This is a genomic window from Streptomyces sp. NBC_00306, assembly GCF_036169555.1.
In the GTDB taxonomy this organism is placed as follows: domain Bacteria; phylum Actinomycetota; class Actinomycetes; order Streptomycetales; family Streptomycetaceae; genus Streptomyces; species Streptomyces achmelvichensis.
The window spans coordinates 653,571-670,410 of sequence record NZ_CP108032.1; the positions used below are offsets into that span (position 1 = coordinate 653,571).

General features: G+C 70.6%; 16 protein-coding genes. 8 read left to right on the forward strand and 8 right to left on the reverse strand.

Going from position 1 to position 16,840, the window contains the following annotated elements; all coding sequences use genetic code 11:
• Positions 1-129: 129 nt before the first annotated feature.
• Complete coding sequence (locus tag OHA05_RS02870) at positions 130-753, reverse strand: hypothetical protein (RefSeq protein ID WP_328859693.1); 624 nt, start codon at positions 751-753, stop codon at positions 130-132.
• An 81-nt stretch (positions 754-834) separates the two neighbouring features.
• On the opposite strand from OHA05_RS02870, the gene OHA05_RS02875 reads away from it, so the two are divergent.
• Together OHA05_RS02875 and OHA05_RS02880 are read left to right on the forward strand one after the other, a co-directional pair.
• Complete coding sequence (locus OHA05_RS02875) at positions 835-2,412, forward strand: amidohydrolase (RefSeq protein ID WP_328859694.1); 1,578 nt, start codon at positions 835-837, stop codon at positions 2,410-2,412.
• Between the two features lie 190 nt (positions 2,413-2,602).
• Positions 2,603-2,797 carry a DUF6381 family protein gene (locus OHA05_RS02880; protein WP_313948017.1) on the forward strand — a complete coding sequence of 65 codons (195 nt, stop codon included), beginning with the start codon at positions 2,603-2,605 and terminating at the stop codon, positions 2,795-2,797.
• A 140-nt stretch (positions 2,798-2,937) separates the two neighbouring features.
• Here OHA05_RS02880 and OHA05_RS02885 read toward each other — a convergent pair whose 3' ends face one another.
• From OHA05_RS02885 to OHA05_RS02895, 3 genes are all read right to left on the reverse strand, one after another.
• Positions 2,938-4,737, reverse strand: a complete 1,800-nt coding sequence (locus tag OHA05_RS02885; protein ID WP_328859695.1) for a serine/threonine-protein kinase — start codon at positions 4,735-4,737, stop codon at positions 2,938-2,940.
• A gap of 258 nt (positions 4,738-4,995) precedes the next feature.
• On the reverse strand, positions 4,996-5,178 hold the full coding sequence (locus OHA05_RS02890) for a LuxR C-terminal-related transcriptional regulator (RefSeq protein ID WP_443043620.1): 183 nt from the start codon (positions 5,176-5,178) through the stop codon (positions 4,996-4,998).
• A 6-nt stretch (positions 5,179-5,184) separates the two neighbouring features.
• Entirely contained in the window at positions 5,185-5,721 is a 537-nt protein-coding gene (locus tag OHA05_RS02895; RefSeq protein WP_328859696.1) for an ATP-binding cassette domain-containing protein, read from the reverse strand.
• Positions 5,722-6,001: 280 nt separating this feature from the next.
• Here OHA05_RS02895 and OHA05_RS02900 point away from each other — a divergent pair, with 280 nt between their 5' ends.
• The 5 genes from OHA05_RS02900 to OHA05_RS02920 all read left to right on the forward strand — a co-directional run bounded on the left by OHA05_RS02900 (position 6,002) and on the right by OHA05_RS02920 (position 8,517).
• The gene (locus OHA05_RS02900) at positions 6,002-6,586 is read left to right on the forward strand and encodes an RNA polymerase sigma factor (protein WP_328859697.1); all 585 of its coding nucleotides are present in this window, start codon (positions 6,002-6,004) and stop codon (positions 6,584-6,586) included.
• On the forward strand, positions 6,577-7,164 hold the full coding sequence (locus OHA05_RS02905) for an Asp23/Gls24 family envelope stress response protein (protein ID WP_313948013.1): 588 nt from the start codon (positions 6,577-6,579) through the stop codon (positions 7,162-7,164). The genes OHA05_RS02900 and OHA05_RS02905 overlap by 10 nt, the downstream gene beginning before the upstream one ends.
• 32 nt (positions 7,165-7,196) lie before the next feature.
• Positions 7,197-7,616 carry an Asp23/Gls24 family envelope stress response protein gene (locus OHA05_RS02910; RefSeq protein WP_313948012.1) on the forward strand — a complete coding sequence of 140 codons (420 nt, stop codon included), beginning with the start codon at positions 7,197-7,199 and terminating at the stop codon, positions 7,614-7,616.
• Positions 7,613-7,933 carry a hypothetical protein gene (locus tag OHA05_RS02915; RefSeq protein ID WP_328859698.1) on the forward strand — a complete coding sequence of 107 codons (321 nt, stop codon included), beginning with the start codon at positions 7,613-7,615 and terminating at the stop codon, positions 7,931-7,933. The genes OHA05_RS02910 and OHA05_RS02915 overlap by 4 nt, the downstream gene beginning before the upstream one ends.
• Positions 7,934-8,031: 98 nt before the next feature.
• Entirely contained in the window at positions 8,032-8,517 is a 486-nt protein-coding gene (locus tag OHA05_RS02920) for an Asp23/Gls24 family envelope stress response protein (RefSeq protein ID WP_328859699.1), read from the forward strand.
• 38 nt (positions 8,518-8,555) lie between these two features.
• On the opposite strand, the gene OHA05_RS02925 is transcribed toward OHA05_RS02920, so the two are convergent.
• From OHA05_RS02925 to OHA05_RS02935, 3 genes are all read right to left on the reverse strand, one after another.
• The gene (locus OHA05_RS02925) at positions 8,556-9,545 is read right to left on the reverse strand and encodes an SRPBCC family protein (RefSeq protein ID WP_328859700.1); all 990 of its coding nucleotides are present in this window, start codon (positions 9,543-9,545) and stop codon (positions 8,556-8,558) included.
• A 6-nt stretch (positions 9,546-9,551) separates the two neighbouring features.
• Positions 9,552-10,424, reverse strand: a complete 873-nt coding sequence (locus OHA05_RS02930; RefSeq protein ID WP_328859701.1) for a histone protein — start codon at positions 10,422-10,424, stop codon at positions 9,552-9,554.
• A 374-nt stretch (positions 10,425-10,798) separates the two neighbouring features.
• Positions 10,799-11,848, reverse strand: a complete 1,050-nt coding sequence (locus OHA05_RS02935; protein WP_313948007.1) for a fatty acid desaturase family protein — start codon at positions 11,846-11,848, stop codon at positions 10,799-10,801.
• Positions 11,849-12,393: 545 nt separating this feature from the next.
• Here OHA05_RS02935 and OHA05_RS02940 point away from each other — a divergent pair.
• Complete coding sequence (locus tag OHA05_RS02940; RefSeq protein ID WP_328859702.1) at positions 12,394-14,532, forward strand: FG-GAP-like repeat-containing protein; 2,139 nt, start codon at positions 12,394-12,396, stop codon at positions 14,530-14,532.
• 139 nt (positions 14,533-14,671) lie between these two features.
• Here OHA05_RS02940 and OHA05_RS02945 read toward each other — a convergent pair whose 3' ends face one another.
• Positions 14,672-16,699, reverse strand: coding sequence for a SpoIIE family protein phosphatase (locus OHA05_RS02945; RefSeq protein ID WP_313948005.1), 2,028 nt, complete (start codon positions 16,697-16,699; stop codon positions 14,672-14,674).
• Positions 16,700-16,840 lie beyond the last annotated feature (141 nt).

Genomic DNA, 16,840 nt, shown 5'->3' on the forward strand with positions numbered 1-16,840 from the left:
TGGCAGTGCCCATGGACCGAGCACGAGAACTTAGGTAAGGCTAGACTAACCACGACCTGATGGGCCACCCCTCGTCGACGATCGAGGCAGTTGCGTGATCCGGCGGCGGGACGGCGTGGGCGACGGCACTCAGAGCGGGCCCGAGTGCGCCGATTCCGGGGGCACTTGAGCCGCTCGCGCCGCACCGTCGGGATCGTCGATCCGCACCAGCCGGTAGTGCTGCTCGTATGTGGACCTCTTGCGCCGGTCCGCCTTCTTCGGCCTCGCCCGACGGGCGGCCGCCACGAGCGCGCCGACCTCGGGACGCTCCCTGCGCAGCCGGTAGAACGCGCGCCCGGACATCCCGACGAGTGCGGCCGCCGGGCCGTGCAGGGCGCCGCCGCGCATGGCCGTCAACAGGACCCGCAGCGCCGTCGGGTTGAGGGTCGTCGCACCCGGGGCCGGTCCGCGCGCCCTGGCCATCGTGACCGCGGCAGCCATCGCGGCCGCGAACGTGGGGTCGTGCTCCTGCCAGGCCGCCAGCAACCGCTCGGAGACGCCGGCCGCCACCGCGCACCCCGGCGGCCCCAGCCCGAGAGCGGCAGCCCGTACGGCGTCGGCCATCCGCGCGGCGGTCTCCTCGCGCAGAGTCGGTTTCGCACCCAACGCGTGGAGCAGGGCCCTGTCGACGTCCTCTTGTGCGTCGAGGCCTGCCACCACACCATCGGCCCACGACTCCAGCCGATTCGCGGGGTCGACTCGTCGCTCATCCACTCGCAACACCTTCTTAGGTTAGCCTCACCTAAGCACATTCCGGAGTGGGATGACGACCCGTTCACAGGAAAGGATCAGCTTGTGCTCTGCACCAGGTTGACCAACGCACGTGTCATCACGATGGACCCGGCGCGCCCCGCCGCCCGTGAGATCGGCATCTGGCGGGGACGCATCGTGGGCCTGGACGAGGAGGTGGCCGCACTCCCCGCCCGGCAGGTGGTGGACCTGGACGGGGCGACCGTGCTGCCGGGCTTCATCGACAGCCATGTGCACCTCGCCTGGACGGGACTGAAGGCGCGGACACCGGACATCGCCCCCAGCACCTGCGTCGACGACATCCTGGCCATCGTCGCGCAGGCCGTCGCCGACGCACCGCCCGGCAGCTGGGTCGACCTGGGCGGCTACGACCAGCGCACCCTCGACCGCCCCCTGGGCGCCGCGGAACTGGACACCGTGAGCCACGGGCGCAAGGTGTACCTCGGACACATCTCCGGACATGCGTGCCTGGTCAACACCGCGATCCTGGACCTGCTTCCGCAGAGCGTCCGGCACACGAACGGCTTTCTCGCCGAGGAGGCCATGGGTGCGGCCCTGCGGCTGCGGCCACCGCATTCCCTGACCGAACTCGTCGACGCGATCGAGACCGCCGGGTGGACGTGCCGGAGCGAGGGTGTGACGGCGTGTGCCGAAGCCGGCATCGGCAGCGAGCTGTTCGCCCACAGCCCCGTCGAAGCCGCCGCCTACCAACTCGCCCACGAGGCGGGGCGATTGCCGATCCGGCTCCAGCTCATGGTGGCCGCGGACGCCCTGAAGCCCGTCGACGCCGCGCGGGAGGACATGACGTCGCGCGCCTTCGGCCTCGGTCTGCGCACCGGCTTCGGGGACGGGCACCTGTCGCTCGGCGCCCTCAAGGTCTTCACCGACGGCGGCATGATGGCGCGGACCGCCGCACTCACCGAGCCCTACCTCGGCACACAGTCGGCGGGTCAGCTCCAGATGCCCGCCGAGCAGCTCGAGGACACCATCGCCCAGGGCCACCTCGCGGGCTGGCAGCTCGCCGTGCACGCCATCGGGGACCGCGCGGTCGATGTCGCGCTGGGCGCCCTGGAGAAGGCGCAGCGCCTGCACCACCGCCCGGAGGCCCGGCACCGCGTCGAACACGCCGGTCTTGTCCGCCCGGACCAGCTGGCCCGGTTCGCCGCCGTGGGGGCCACCGCCGTCGTCCAGCCCAGCTTCCTGCGGTACTTCGGCGACGACTACGCGGCGATCATGGGCAGTGAGCGGGCACCGTGGCTCTACCGGGGCCGCGGCTTCCTCGACAACGGCGTCCGCCTGGTCGGGAGTTCGGACCGTCCTGTCGCCGACGGCGCGCCACTGCGGGCCATCCAGTTCATGGTGGAGCGGGCCTCCGAGTCGGGCCGGCCGATCGGCGCGGACGAGGGCATCGGTGTCGAGGAGGCGCTGCGCGCCTACACCTCGGACGGCGCGTATGCGTGCCACTGGGAGGACAGCGCGGGCAGCATCACCGCCGGCAAGCGCGCCGACTTCGTCGTCCTGGAGGACGATCCGCGACGGGTGCCCATCTCGAAGATCGGCGACATCGCGGTGATCGGTACCTGGCTGGAGGGGAACCGGTCGTCCAAGGGGCCAACGGCCTGACGTCACCGGCGTCCCCACCCTCCCCGGGGGCGCCGCACTTGCGGGGCGGCGGGCAGGGCGCCGCACCGGGCTCACCTCACTCACCGAGCGTCCGGGGATTCGTGACAGTGGGTAGCCGTTCGACGTGCGTCCGGTCCTGGGCACTGTTTGGCTGTTGGGGGGACCGCATCTCCGTCACGAAGGAGTGACCATGAGCCCGGAAAACCCGTCACACGGCTCCACCGAGGACATGAAGCAGCAGGCGCTGAAGATGGAACAGGCCGCGGAACAGTCCACCGACCCCCATGTGCGCCGGCGCCTGCGCGAGAAGGCCAGTGAGCTGCGCCGCCGGACCAGCCGGCAGCAGGGCGAGGCACCGCCCGAGGGATTCAACCCCACGCGCTGACCGTCGCGCTCAGAACGGGGTCCGCTCGGAACGGGGCGGTCAACAGGCCCGCTCAGGAACGACGACCGGCCAGAAACGGGCCGCTCAGAGCGGGGGCCGCGGGAAACCCCGGCCCCCGTTCTGCGGCGTCCGGCCCGTCCTCAGCCGTCCGAGGTCCCGCTCGCCGCGTTCCGCCACACCGTCAGGTCCAGGGTGAGGTACTTGCTCGGTGAGTCCTCGGCCGAGAAACCCTGCACCGTCAGCAGACCCAAGTGACCCGTCCCGGTCGTGATGCAGATCTGACGGCCCTTCGACAGCCTGTTCACATAGACGTTCTTGGTGAACCGGGTGTCCTTGCGGCACGTTTCGAGGGACCCCTGCTGGCCCGGGTCGAGCAGGACCAGATTGCCCTCGTTGCTCTCCGCGTCGAGGTAACCGCCTGTGTCGTAGGAGAGTTCGTACCCGCCGTCCTCGCCCTCCTGCGGCCGGACGTCGTCGTCACTGAGCGTCAGATGGAAGCCGGCCGTGAGATTGATACCCGGGTACTCCACGGGCTTCGGCGGCGCCGGCGCCGGGTCCGGCTTCGGGGCGGACTCCTCCTTGCCGCCGGTGCCGCTCTCCCCCGTGTCCGAGGACGAACCGCCCTGGGATGTACCGCTCCCCTGCGAGTTGTCGTCGTCCTTCATCGCCAGGTACGCCGTCCCGCCCCCGATACCGAAGACCAGCAGGACGGCCAGGGCGATGAGCGCCGCGCGTTTGCCGCCACCGCCGGTGGGGCGCCGGGCATGGGGATCGACGTAAGGGGCCGGGTACGGGCGCGGGTTCGGGTTCGGGTTCGCCGGGACCTGGGTCTGGGCGTAGGCGTGGGCATGGCCGGGGTTGGTGGGCTGGTGGTGCTGCGGGGGCGGGTACTGCGGGGAGGGCCCGTGCGCGGCGGGAGGGCCGTAGCCCGGGGGCGGGGTGCCTGGCGTCACCGGGGTGGTGGGCGAGTACGCCGCCGAAGGGGTGGTGGCGGGCGGCGGCGGTGTCTGGGCCGGGGCCGGTGCCGCCGCGCGTCCGGTGATGTCGGCGCTGACGGCCGCGGGCAGCCAGTCCTCGGGCCGCCGCAGTACCGTCTCCGCGTTCGCCGACTGGCAGAGTCCGATGATGTCGGCGATCGACGGCCTGGCCGCGGGGTCCTTCGCCAGGCAGCGGGTGACGAGTTCCCTCAGCCGGTCCGGCACCCCGCTGAGATCCGGCTCCTCGTGGACGATCCGGTACAGCACGCCGTGCGAGGTGCCCTCGCCGAAGGCCGGGGTACCGGCCGCGGCATACGCCGCGACCTGCCCGAGCGCGAAGATGTCGGTCGCCGCCGTGACCCGCTGCCCCGCGGCCTGTTCGGGGGCCATGAACGACGGTGTGCCGATGGTGACGCCGCTGCCGGTGAGCGATGTCGCGTCGGCGGCGTAGGCGATACCGAAGTCGATGACGCGCGGTCCGTCGGCCGCGAGCAGCACGTTCGACGGCTTGAGGTCACGGTGCACGATGCCGGCGCCGTGGATGACGTGCAGGGCCTCGGCGATGCCGGCGACGAGCAGCAGCACCGCCTCGACCGGAAGCGCACCGTGCCGGGCGACCGCGTCGGCGAGCGAGGGACCCGGGACGTACGCCGTGGCCAGCCAGGGCTGCTGCCCGTCGGTGTCCGCGTCGATCACGGGGGCGGTGAACAGGCCCTGCACGCGCTGCGCTGACTTCACCTCCTGCGCGAAACGGCGGCGGAACTCCGGGTCCTCGCCGAACTCCGGGCGGATCACCTTGATGGCCACCGGCCGTCCGCCGGGCGTGTACGAGAGGTAGACCTTGCCCATGCCTCCGGCACCGAGCTTCGCGGTCAGCCGGTATCCGGCGATGGTCGCCGGGTCGTCTCCCGCGAGCGGCTGAAAGACCTCGGCCTTCCCCCGGTCGTGCTGCTGACCACTCATCACGCAATTCCCCCTACACAAGACACCGATGTCGCACGGCACCCTACCCAAGGGAAAGCGGTGTCCCTCGCTTTAGGGCGCCCGTCGCAGGCGTGGCGCATGGCCGGCGGGATGCGCGGAGGCGCGTGACCGGCACGACGCGCGCTTGCCGTGATCAGGGCCGACGTACGTCCAGGGGCGTCTTTTCGGCCGACCCGCCGCCCGCCCGGTCGCCTTCGGGCCGACCGTTGCCGAACCCTTCCCGATCGGGCCGCCTCCTCACGTACGCAGAAAGCGCAGGACCGCCAGTACCCGCCGGTTGTCGTCCTCCGAGGGCGGCAGGCCCAACTTCCGGAAAATGCTTGCCACATGCTTCTCCACGTTTCCGGCCGAGACCACGAGCGTCTGGGCGATACCGGCATTGGATCTGCCCTCGGCATCAGGGAGAGCACGGCCCTTCACGGTCCGTCAGGGAGCCCTCGCCACCGGCGACCTCATCAGGTTGCTGATCCAGCGCACGCCCTCGGGGTCGAGTCCGTTGACCGGCTCGTCGAGGAGCAGCACTCCGGGATCGCGCAGCAACACACCGGCGATGCCGAGCTGTTGCGCCATGCCGAGCGAGAACGCCCCCGCGCGCCTGCGGGCGACGCCGGCAATACCGACGGTCCCGAGCACCTCGCCGACCCGTGACGGGTCCATCCCGCCGCCCGCCGCGAGGGCGCCAGATGGTGTTGGGCGCTGTGACCGGGGTGGGAGGAGCGGGCTTCGAACAGCGCCCCGACCTCGGACGGCGGCCAGGAGAGCTCTCCATATTGGACGGCTGTTGATACGGACGTGCCCGGCGTCCGGTCCGTCCAGGCCGAGGATCAAGCGCGTGGTGGTGGACTTGCCCGAGCCGTCGGTCCCGAGGATTCCGGTGACGGTGCCCGGCCGCACATCGAAGCTCAGACCGTCGACGGCGACCGTGGTGCCGTACCGCCTGGTGAGAGAGCCCACCTCGATCATGCGGGCCCGGATCGGTCACCGGACCGTGACAGACCTCTGTCTTGAACTGGGGGTTTTCCCCGATCCCGGGGGAGGCGGCCCGTCGGCCCGTCCACCCGTGGCGGTGGCTCGGAGGGCCGGGCAGTCCTACCGTGGAAGGGACATCGTCACCGGCCGGCACGACGCGCGGGCGGACGCGCGGCGCGGCGTGATGCGCCGTGACGAAAGCGCCGCCCTCGTGTCTTCTCCAGTGCCCGGCACGCGGGGGCGATGGTGCAGGAAGGCGTTGCAGGTGACATCGATGGCCGATATCGGCTCCCAGCCCCTCGTGCCCGGCGTGCACGAGACGGCTCTGGACGATGCCACCCTGGTCGTACGCGCCCGTGACGGCGATGTGAGGGCCTTCGAGGTACTGGTGCTTCGCTATCAGGGCCCGATGTACCGCCTGGCGCTGCGCATGCTCGCCAGTCGTGGCGATGCCGAGGACGTGGTGCAGGAGGTCTTCCTGACCGCCTGGCGCCGCCTGGGCCGGCTACGGGAGAGTGCCGCGTTCGTGGGCTGGCTCTACCGGATGACGACCAACCGGTGTCTGAATGTCATCCGGGCACGCAGGCCCATGGCCGTGACGGATCTGGACGCTCGCGCATCGGGCGACGCAGCCGGATCCCCGGAACGGTCGGCACAGGTCGGTGAACAGCTGGTCGCGCTCTCCGACGGCCTCCAGCAACTGACTGCCGAACAGCGCGCCTGCTGGCTGCTGCGGGAGGTGCACGGGCGTTCCTACGACGAGATCGCGAGAGCGACGGGCACGACCCGGACTGCGGTGCGCGGACGCATCGCACGCGCCCGCGCCCACCTGGCGGAGGTGATGGCTCCATGGAAATGAACGACGCGCAGGGCTCCACGCTCCCGTGCGGCCGCGACATCGAGACGGTGTGGGAGCGGCCCTCGCCGAGGGGCGGCGACGAGTCGGACGGCCACGACCCCGGTTGCGAGTACTGCGCTGCCGCCCGGGAGAGCCTGGCGGTGCTGCGGGAGGTGACGGGCGAGCTCGCCGCGGAGGAGATCCATCCGCCGGCCGGGGTCACTGCCCGGATCATGTCCGCGGTGCGGGCGGAGAGAGGCCGCCATCACATGCTGCTTCTGCCCAGTACGGAGCCCGGCGAGGTCCGGGTCAGCGAACAGGCGGTAGCCGCCGTGCTGCGGTCCGCCGCCGATTCCGTCGACGGTGTGCGCGCCCGGCACTGCCGGATCACCGCCACCGAGACGGATGGCGCCGTCCGGGTCGAACTGACCATCGCTGTCGGCTATCGCGGCTTCCACTCCGAGGCGGTCGAGGACGTACGTGAGCGCGTGCGGGCCGCCGCATCGGCACGCGTCGGAGTGTCCCTCGTGCACGTGGACCTGACGGTGGAGGACCTCTACGACGCACAACACCACCGGGACGAGGCTTCCGGCCTCTGAGACCGGCCGACGCACAAGGACAGGTGCTCGCGATGGGAACACCCCTCCCCCACGACAGGACCGGGGCTCCGCGCACCCAGTGGGTGATGGCCGATCCGGTGATCGCCGCGGTCGCCGCTCATGCCGCGGGCGGTGTCACCGGTGTGGTGCGACTCGAACCCGGCCTCACCGGCCTCGCCACTCAGGTGGCACGCTCGGCCCGGCAGAAGATCTACGGCCTGACACCCGCGCCGACCGAGGGCGTACACGTGAGGGTGGACCGGTCGGCCGAACCACCGGTGCTGCGCGTCTCCGTCGACCTCGTCACCTCGGCGCAGGACCAGGCAGCGGCCGTGGCGCAGGCAGTTCAGCGCGAGGTCACACGTGCGGTCGCCGATGCCACCGGGCTGGTCCCACACTCCGTCGGGGTCTCGATCACCGACATCGAGCCGTACGGGGCCGGTACGAGGTGACACCTCGTACGGACCTGACACGTTCCCTCCTGGCCGCCGTTGCCGGGATTCCGGGCCTGCGTCCGGCGACGTCCTCCACCACCCCCATCGGCTCACGCGTGCCGTGGAACCTCGACGCGTCGGCGGTTGCCGTCCGCGACGATGTCGTCGAGATCCGTCTGGTCGCCCTCGTCCTCCCCCTTCCCGCGGTCCTCAGCAGGGCCGAGGCGGCCCTGCACGCGGTGCTGGAGGGAACCATGTGGAAGGACGCCCGACTACGCCTGGTCGTCACCGACATCGACGCCGCCGCCCTCAACCCCGCGGATCAGGCACGGTGAGGATGATTCCGCCAATATCGTGACGTTCTTCCCTGCCAGGGGTCCTACCGGTACGACGAGCGCGACACCGCCTCGTACGGGAGCCCGAGGAGGGCGTCATGAAGATTGCCGATCACTCCACGTTCGCCGCCGGTGACACCGGCAAGAGCACCGGCCCTACGGCGGTGTCGCGAAGCCAGAACTCCGAAGAGGGGCAGGGCAGCACCACCATCGCCGATGTCGTGGTCCAGAAGATCGCCGGAATCGCCACCCGCGAGGTACCCGGCGTGTACCAGCTGGGCGGTGGCGCGTCACGTGCGTACGGCGCGATGAAGGGACGGATCCCCGGAGCCTCGGCCAGTGCCGGACAGGGTGTGTCCGTCGAGGTCGGCCAGAAGCAGGCGGCCGTGGACCTCCAGATCCTCGTCGAGTACGGCGCGTCCATACCCGACCTGTCCCGCGCGGTCCGCAACAACGTCGTCGACACGGTCGAGCAGATGACCGGCCTGGAGGTCGTCGAGGTCAACATCAACGTCAACGACGTCCACATCCCCGGTGACGACTCGGACAGCGGTGACAAGGGCCGCACCGACCGCGTCGAGTAGAGCGGAGAGCTCCGGGCGGGCGCCGGCGGATCGGGTTTCTACCGATCGTCGGCGTCCTCCTCGTCCTCCCACTCCTCCTCTTCGTCGGCGTCCTCCGCGTCCTCGTCGGCTTCCTCGCCGTCCTCGTCGTATTCCTCGTCCTCGTCGGCTTCCTCGCCGTCCTCGTCGTACTCGGCGTCCTCGTCGTCGTATTCGGCGTCCTCGTCGTTCTCGGCTTCTTCTTCCTCCGCCACGGCGTCCTCGTGGGACACGACCACTTCGCCGTCCCGGATCTCACCGCGCCAGCCCTCGGGCTCATCGTCGGTGAGGGACACGTAGCGCTGGAAGTGCTTGAAGTCCAGGCGCATACGGCGCCCTTGGGCTCGCCACAGATTGCCTGTCTTCTCGAAGAAGCCCGACGGGTAGTACTCCACGACCAGGACGATCCGCGTCAGCGCGGGCGCCAGCTCATGGAAGCTGACCGCGCCCTTGGTGCTCCCCTTGGCACCCTCGGACGTCCACGCGATGCGGTCGTCGGGTATCTGTTCCTGGACCTTCGACTTGAAGCTGCGGTTGGACAGAGCGATCTTGACCTTCCAGTCGCTCTCCACCTCATCACCCGCCGAAACGCTCTGGACACCCTTCATGAAGCCGCCGAACTGGTCGTACTGGGTCCAGAAGTCGTAGGCCGTGCGCAAGGGCACTCCGACATCGAGCACTTCGATGATGTTCATGGACTTGCCGCTCGACTTGCCTTTGCCCTTGCCGCCGCCGAACGCTCCCTTGACCTTATCCATGACGCCCTTCGCCTTCCCGGACACGATTGCCTTGAGAGGAGACTCACCCCCGAGGATTTTCGAGCCGATGGCAGGCAATGACCCGCCGTTCTCGGCCACGTCGGTCAGCTGCCCAGTGACGTCCTTGAGCTTGTCCCCCGCCTTGTCGGCAAGCCGCCCCATCTGAGCATTGGCGTACCCCGACAATTCCTCACGCAGCCGGTCCATGCCCGACGGTTGCGTCCCCGACCCTGCGTCTTCCTTTCCCGTCATGACTGCCTACCTCCGACGCCCGGAACGCGAGGATGTCTTCTTGGCCGGGGCAGACTTCTTCGCCGCGGCTTTCTTGGCCGGCGCTGCTTTCTTGGCCGCTGTCTTTTTGGCCGCCGTCTTCTTGGCGGGGGCCTTCTTGGCCGGAGCCGACTTCTTGGCCGCCGTCTTTTTGGCCGGGGCCGACTTCTTGGCCGCCGTCTTTTTGGCCGGGGCCGACTTCTTGGCCGCCGCCTTCTTGGCCGGAGCCGCTTTCTTGGCCGGAGCCGACTTCTTGGCCGCCGCCTTCTTCGCCGGGGCCGATTTCTTCGCACGGCGAGGCGGTTGCCGATCCGGCTCCTCGTCCTCGTCCGGCTCGTCCTCGGGCTCTTCGTCCTCGTCCGGCTCCTCGTCGAGCTCGTCCTCCGGCTCTTCGTCCTCCTCCGGCTCCTCGTCGAGGTCGTCCTCCGGCTCTTCGTCCTCCTCCGGCTCCTCGTCGAGCTCGTCCTCCGGCTCCTCGTCCTCCGGCTCTTCGTCCTCGTCCCAGTCCTCGTCCTCGGGCTCCTCGTCCTCCTCCGGCATCCGCACCTTGTCACCGAGTGCGCTCGTGCGGCTCTGGAGAGTGTCGGCGAGGGAGCTCATACCGCGGTCGGCGACGGCCGCAACGGCCTTCCGCCCTGCCTCCAGGACATCGCCCTTGAACTGCTCCTGAAGCTCGGCGACCTGCGGGAGCTGACCCAGACGACTCACGGCCTCAGCCGCCAGCTGACGAGGTTCCAGCCCGAATCGTCTGCCCGCCAGATACGTGGCCACTGTCAGCGCGAGCTTGCCCTTCTTCGACCGGCCCAGCACGTACCCGCCCGCAACAGCCGCCGCCAGAGCCACCTTGGTCTGGTTGTCCATGAATCCATCACCTTCCATCGGCGCTTTCACACGGTGCGGATTGCCGCCGGAATGCGGGGACTTCGCCGCCCGGGCGCGTCAACTGCCGTCTCTCGAAAGGGGCAGCCCCCGGGTAGGCACCTTCGGTGGCCCCTCACATCAGGCGACCGGGGCGGCCGGCACCCGCAGCAGGCACATCACACCGGGGCCGCCGGCTTTCTTATCAGCCCCACGTTGTCCAGTCTGTACCCAAATGAGACAGCCGCATCCCGAGAACTGCCGCACCCCCGCCTCCGGTGACACACAATTCGGAGCCGTCACTCACAGCCACCGGCGAGGTCGCTGCGACCGCGCGGGACGGGGACCGCCGGCCCCACCGGACTCCATGCCCCGAACTACGCGGGGACAGCCTGTCGGATGGGGGCGCCGGCGTGGTGGAGGCTGGCGAGAGCCTGCCGGTAGGACGTGATCAGGCTGGTCTCCAGGTAGTCCACTCCCAGCTCCTGGCAGTGGCGCCGGACGATGACCTGCGCCTTGCGCAGATGCGGGCTGGGCATGCTCGGGAACAGGTGGTGCTCGATCTGGTAGTTCAGTCCGCCGAGTGCGACATCGGTGAACCAACCGCCGCGGACATTGCGCGAGGTGAGCACCTGGCGCCGCAGGAAGTCCGGGCGGTCGTCACCGGTCAGGATCGGCATGCCCTTGTGGTTGGGGGCGAAGATCGAGCCCAGGTAGACCCCGAACAGGCACTGGTGAACCGCGAGGAAGGCAAGGGCCATACCGGGCGGCAGCACCAGCAGCAGTGCACCCAGGTAGAGGGCGAAATGCGCGAACAGCATGCTTCCCTCCGCCACACGGTTCTTGAGCGAACGATCAGCCAGCGACCTCACACCGGACAGGTGCAGATTGAAGCCCTCGAGCGTCAGGAGGGGGAAGAACAGGAACGCCTGGTACCGACCGAGCAGACGGGGCAGCCCTGTTGAGGCGTGCGCCTGCTTCCTCGACCAGACCAGGACATCGGGGATGAGGTCGGGGTCCAGCTCCTCGTGATTGGGGTTGGCGTGGTGGCGTGTGTGCTTGTCCTGCCACCACCCGTAACCCATGCCGATACCGGCGTTGCCCGCGATACGGCCGGTTCGTTCGCTGGCCTTGCGCAGCCGGAACACCTGCCGGTGTGCCACGTCGTGCGCGAGGAGGGCGACCTGGCCGAAGACGACGGCCAGGAACGCCGCCACCGCGAGCGTCCACCAGCTGTCGCCGACGAGGACGAACGCGACCCAGCCGCCGGCGTACAGCGCGGCCACCGAGGCGATCCGGGCCGCGTAGTAGCCCGGGCGACGGCCCATGAGACCCGCGTCGGCGATCTTCCGGGACAGCCGGGCGAAATCGCTCCCCGCCTCCTGTCGGACATCGGGCGGGGCAGGGTGAACGGTCTGCGAATCCATGAAAACGAGCTCCCTCACGGGTGTCGGATGCGGCCGGCACTGACGTCCGCAGTGGTCAGGAATGACCTTGATCCAATCGCCCCGTACGAATCGGCCGTCGCTGCCGGGAAGGCGGCCCTGTCACAGGGCGCCGTCCACGGGCACAGATCAGGCCGACTATTCAGAGGGTCTCGGCGCGCTCACCGAGCGCGCGGTTCGGCCGCCGCACACGCCCCGGACAGCACAGCCCTTCCCAGGGCACACGGGTCGCAGCGACCGTCTTGCCCCTTCCAACGAACGGCGGCCACCACACGTGCCCGGAACCCGCCCCGCATCTCACCACGGGCCCGGGACCGGGGCTCCACGGCCGAAGGCTGCCGGGCCGCACGGTCGGAAGCCGGGCCCGGCCCCCGGTCGGCGCCGGCTCCTCGGACGGGCGAAGGTTCCGCGGAAGGCCGGCGGCACCCGTGACCCGGGTTTCGCGTTCACGGCGTTGCGTACAACCCATCGGCGGTCCCCGGTGTCGTACGCACCAACACGACGGAACCGCTCGATGGGGGATCGGGATGAAGAGCTCCGGACACAGAACCCGTACCGCTCTTGTCATTGCCTGCGCACTCGTGGTGGGCGCCTCGCTGGTGTCGGCCGGCCCGGCGGTCGCCGGGCCGGGCACCGCCGGGACGGCCGCCTCCGGGACGGCGGAGGACGTGGTCATCACCCTGGGCGTCAGGGACGGCCGCGTCGTCCCTCCCGAGGCACTGGCTCTTGCCGGTGGGCGGCTGCATGTCACCGGCCGCGCGGACGACGCGACCAAGCGCAGCCTGTACGAGTACGACCTCGCCGTCACCGGTACGCCCACCGCCGGGCCCCGGCGCCTCGTCGTCGACAACTTCTGGAACGACTATCCGTGCCGGGACGACCCCGGCACCTTCTGCTCGGAGCTCGACTCGAGACTGTGGGGGCTCGGCGACGGCCGGATCGGCTATCAGGAGCCGTGGGGCAGCCACCATTCCGTCGGCGGTACACGGCCGCCGCGGCAGGTCTCGCTCCAAACCGAATGGCGGCAGGACCGGTTGACCTCGGCGGCCGGCCGTTACGTCGCCGTCTTCGACGGCTTCGACACCCGGGTGGGAGACCTCGACGGCGATGCCGGCGCACAGCACATCGCCGACGGCCGTCCGGCGTCCGTGTGGGCCACCAAGGTGTGGACCCGGGGCGAACAGCCGGGCGCCGTCCAGTCGTACGACCTGAAGACCGGCGCGAAGTCCGGGGACATCGCACTCGGGACGGGCTGCACCGCCGAGGAGCTCCAAGTGGTGGGGCGGTGGCTGTACTGGCGTTGCCCGGGAGTCGACAAGGCCGGGGTGTGGGACTTCGGGACCCGCAAGAACGTCGCGGTGCCTTCGCAGGACGGCGTCAGGATGGGTGACGGCTATCTGGTCTGGTACGAGCCGTCGGAGCGCCGGCTGGAGCTGGTCGACTTCCATCGGGGCGGCGGATTTCCGTACGTGGAGCAGACGTTGGCCTCCGACGTACCGTCCGCAGCCTGGGACGTCGACCGGTTCGGCGGCCATGTGGCGTTCACCGACGCCGAGGGACGGATCCGCATCAGGCCGGTGACCGTGCCCCGCCAGTCGGTCACGGTGACCGACCTGGCCCCCGAAGCCGGGTTCGGGCCCTGGCGGGGCGACTGGCGGCTCAGCCGTCCGGCGGCCTCCTGGACGGTCACCATCAAGGATCCGTACGGCAACGTGGTGAGGGAGATCCGCGGCCGGGACCGGGAAGGCGCCTCCGTGCAGGCCGGATGGGACGGAAAGGACTCCGACAACCAACCGGTCCCCAGCGGGGCGTACACCTGGACGCTCGGCGTCGACTCGGGCGACGGCACGGGGACGCAGGAGCTGACGAGCCGCGGACTGGAGCACACCCGGGCGGCGGGCGGACGCAGTGCGTTCCGGGACACCGACGCCGACGGGTACGGCGAGATGTTCTCCATGACGACCGCCGGCAAGCTGGCCGTCCACCATCTCTCCCGGGACAGCGGCTCCTGGACCTCCACCGGCTGGGACACGACCACCCGCTTCGTGTCCGCGGGTGACCTGACCAATGACGGCTGCGGTGATGTGGTGGCCCGTACCCCGGACGGCAACCTCTGGCGGTACGCCCCGGGCTGCGGGGCCCGGGTCACCCCCGAGACTCCGCGGACCCTGGTCGGCGCAGGCTGGGCGGGATTCGACGCGATCGTCCCGGCTGCCGACAACGACCCTTTCCGCACACCTGACCTGATTGCCCGTCAGGCATCGACCGGACGTCTCTATCTGTATCCGGGGAACGCGGGAATGACCGGATACGGCAGGCCGATCCTGATCGGACCCGGCTGGAACGGCTACACCATCATGGGCGCGGCCGATCTGACCGGTGACGGGATCGGCGACCTGGTGGCCCGGGACAGCGGCGGCGAGGTCTGGCGCTACGACGGCCTGGGGGAAGGGAAGTTCCTGCCCCGCAAGCTGCTGCTCCAGGACTGGGGCGCGGGACGCCGGGAGATGATGGTGGTCGGTGACGTGACCCGGGACGGTTATCCGGACCTGGTGTCACGGCACGGGGACGGCAGTCTGCTGCGGAACAAGGGCAACGCCGCGGGCGGTTTCGGGGCGACGGTGACGATCGGTACGGGCTGGGGTGCGTACGCCCGGCTGTACTGAGAGAGCATCGCGGGCCACAGGCGGCTCACGATGCCACGGCGCCCGCCCCGGCCTCGGCCGGGCGGGCGCTCCGTCGGGACACTCCCCTGCCGACCGGCCGAGCCCATGGGCGCGGCGCACGAAGACCTGCACGACAGGATCACGGAAGGGCGCGGGCCAGCAGCAGGGTGACGTCGTCGGACGTGGTCTCGGTCGGCAGCGTGTCGATCACCACCGAGCAGAGGTCGTCCACGGACAGACCGGTCCGGCTGAGAGCGTTGCTCACCCGCTCCATGCCGACGCCGATGTCCTGGCGGCGGTCCTCCACGAGCCCGTCGGTGTAGAGGGCGATGAGGCTTCCCGCGGGCAGGTCCAACTCCGCGGCCTCATAAGGCAGCATCCCGAGACCGAGGGGTGTTCCGGTCGGCAGCTCGGCGAAGGTGACACCGCCCCCGGGGTCGACGAGGGCGGGCGGCGGATGCCCCGCCAGCGCTACCGTGCAGCGCCGTGCGACGGGGTCGTAGACCGCGTACACACAGGTGGCGCCCATGGAGGGCAGGGGCATGTCGGAGTCCGGTTCGTCCTCGACGAGTCCGATGAACGTCCGGTCCACCCGGGTCAGCAGTTCCCCCGGGGGCAGATCCAGGTCGGCGAGTGTGCGGATCGCCGTGCGCAGCCGGCCCATGGTGGCGGCGGCGTCGATGCCGTGGCCGACGACGTCGCCGACGACCAGCCCCACCCGGCCGCCGGGCAGCCCGATGACGTCGAACCAGTCGCCGCCGACTCCGCGGACGCCGTCCGCCGCGTCCGCCGGCAGATAGCGGGCCGCCACCTCCATGGCGGTTCCGCCGCTCACGGAGCTCGGCAGCAGACTGCGCTGGAGGGCGAGGGCGGTGGCCCGCTCGCGGGTGTACCGGCGGGCGTTGTCCAGGCTCAGTGCGGCCCGGGACACCAGTTCCGCGGCGAGCTGGTGATCGCTTTCGTCGAACGGCATCGGGTTGTCCGTCCGGACGAACACGGCCACACCCAGCAGGACGCCGCGCGCCCGGATCGGGAGGACCATCAGGGAGTGCATGCCGAAAGCGCGGATCTTCTCCGCCCGCGCCGGGTCGTTGGCCAGCCAGGAGTCCGCCGAGGTGTCGAGTATCGGCTCCAGCACCGGGCCTCCCGTCGACAGCACCTGCATGAACGGCGACGCCTTGGGGACGTAGACCACTTCGCCGCGGGTCCACAGGGACTCCGGGGCACCGGTGTGGATGGACGCCCTGCCCGCGCGGCGGAACGTGGGGATGCGTCCCTGGGACGGCTCCAGCCGTTCCAGCGGCTCCTCGCCCAGCTGCACCGCCTCGGTCAGGTCGACGGTGACGTAGTCGGCGACGAGGGGAACGGTGAAGTCGGCCAGCTCCTGTGCCGTGCGCATCACGTCCAGCGTGGTGCCGATGCGGGCGCCGGCCTCGCTCACGACGGCCAGCCGGTCCCCCGCCCACCGCCTGTCGCGGACGGCCAGGACCACCAGGCACACGCCCAGGGGGCGGCCGTCGGCATCGTCCAGACGGACGAAGGAGGCGGAGTAGGCACTGTCGCGCACCGTGCCCGCCGCGGCAGGCACCCGGTACTCGCGGCCGGTCAGGCCGGAGCCGGTGGCCAGCACCTGCCGCATCGCCGTCTCGAGGTCTTCGGCGTCGCCGGGCAGCGCATCCCGGGGTCCGCGCCCCAGTCGGGACTCCCGGGCGATTCCGTCGTACTGCCCCAGGGTGTCGTTCACCCAGACGCACCGCAGGTCGGTGTCCCAGACGGCGAACCCGGCCGCGGAGCGGGTCAGGAGGGCCGCCAGTGCCGCTCCTGCGACATCATCCGCGCTCTCCAGCAGGGCGGTCAGGGTGGTCGTGCCGAGCGTGGGGTCCGGTGATTCCATGGCCGTTCCCGATCCTTCGGATGTGCTCTGTCGTGGTGCGGGCGGTCGCTGTCGCGCGGACACGGCCCAGGGCCGGATCAGGTCCGCCGCCCGTTCGGCGACGGCGCGGACCGTGACGACGGTGCCGGCCGACGGGACGGTCCGCGGGACCGAGGCGTCGGCCGCGCGGAGTCCGCCGATGCCATGGACTCGCAGATCGCCGTCGGCGAGGGCGTCGTCGCCGGTACGGCACGGGCCGAGCGGGTGCACGGACGAGGCGACGGTCGGGCGCACCGACAAAGACCGCGGGTCCGGCGCATCGGCCGTCGTCAGCGACCGGGCGGCCGCCCTCCGCGAAACGCTCGGCGCCACCCCTCCTGACGTCCAGACCGTCGGTGAGCAGGCGGTCATGACCGAATGGCTCAACCGCCCGGC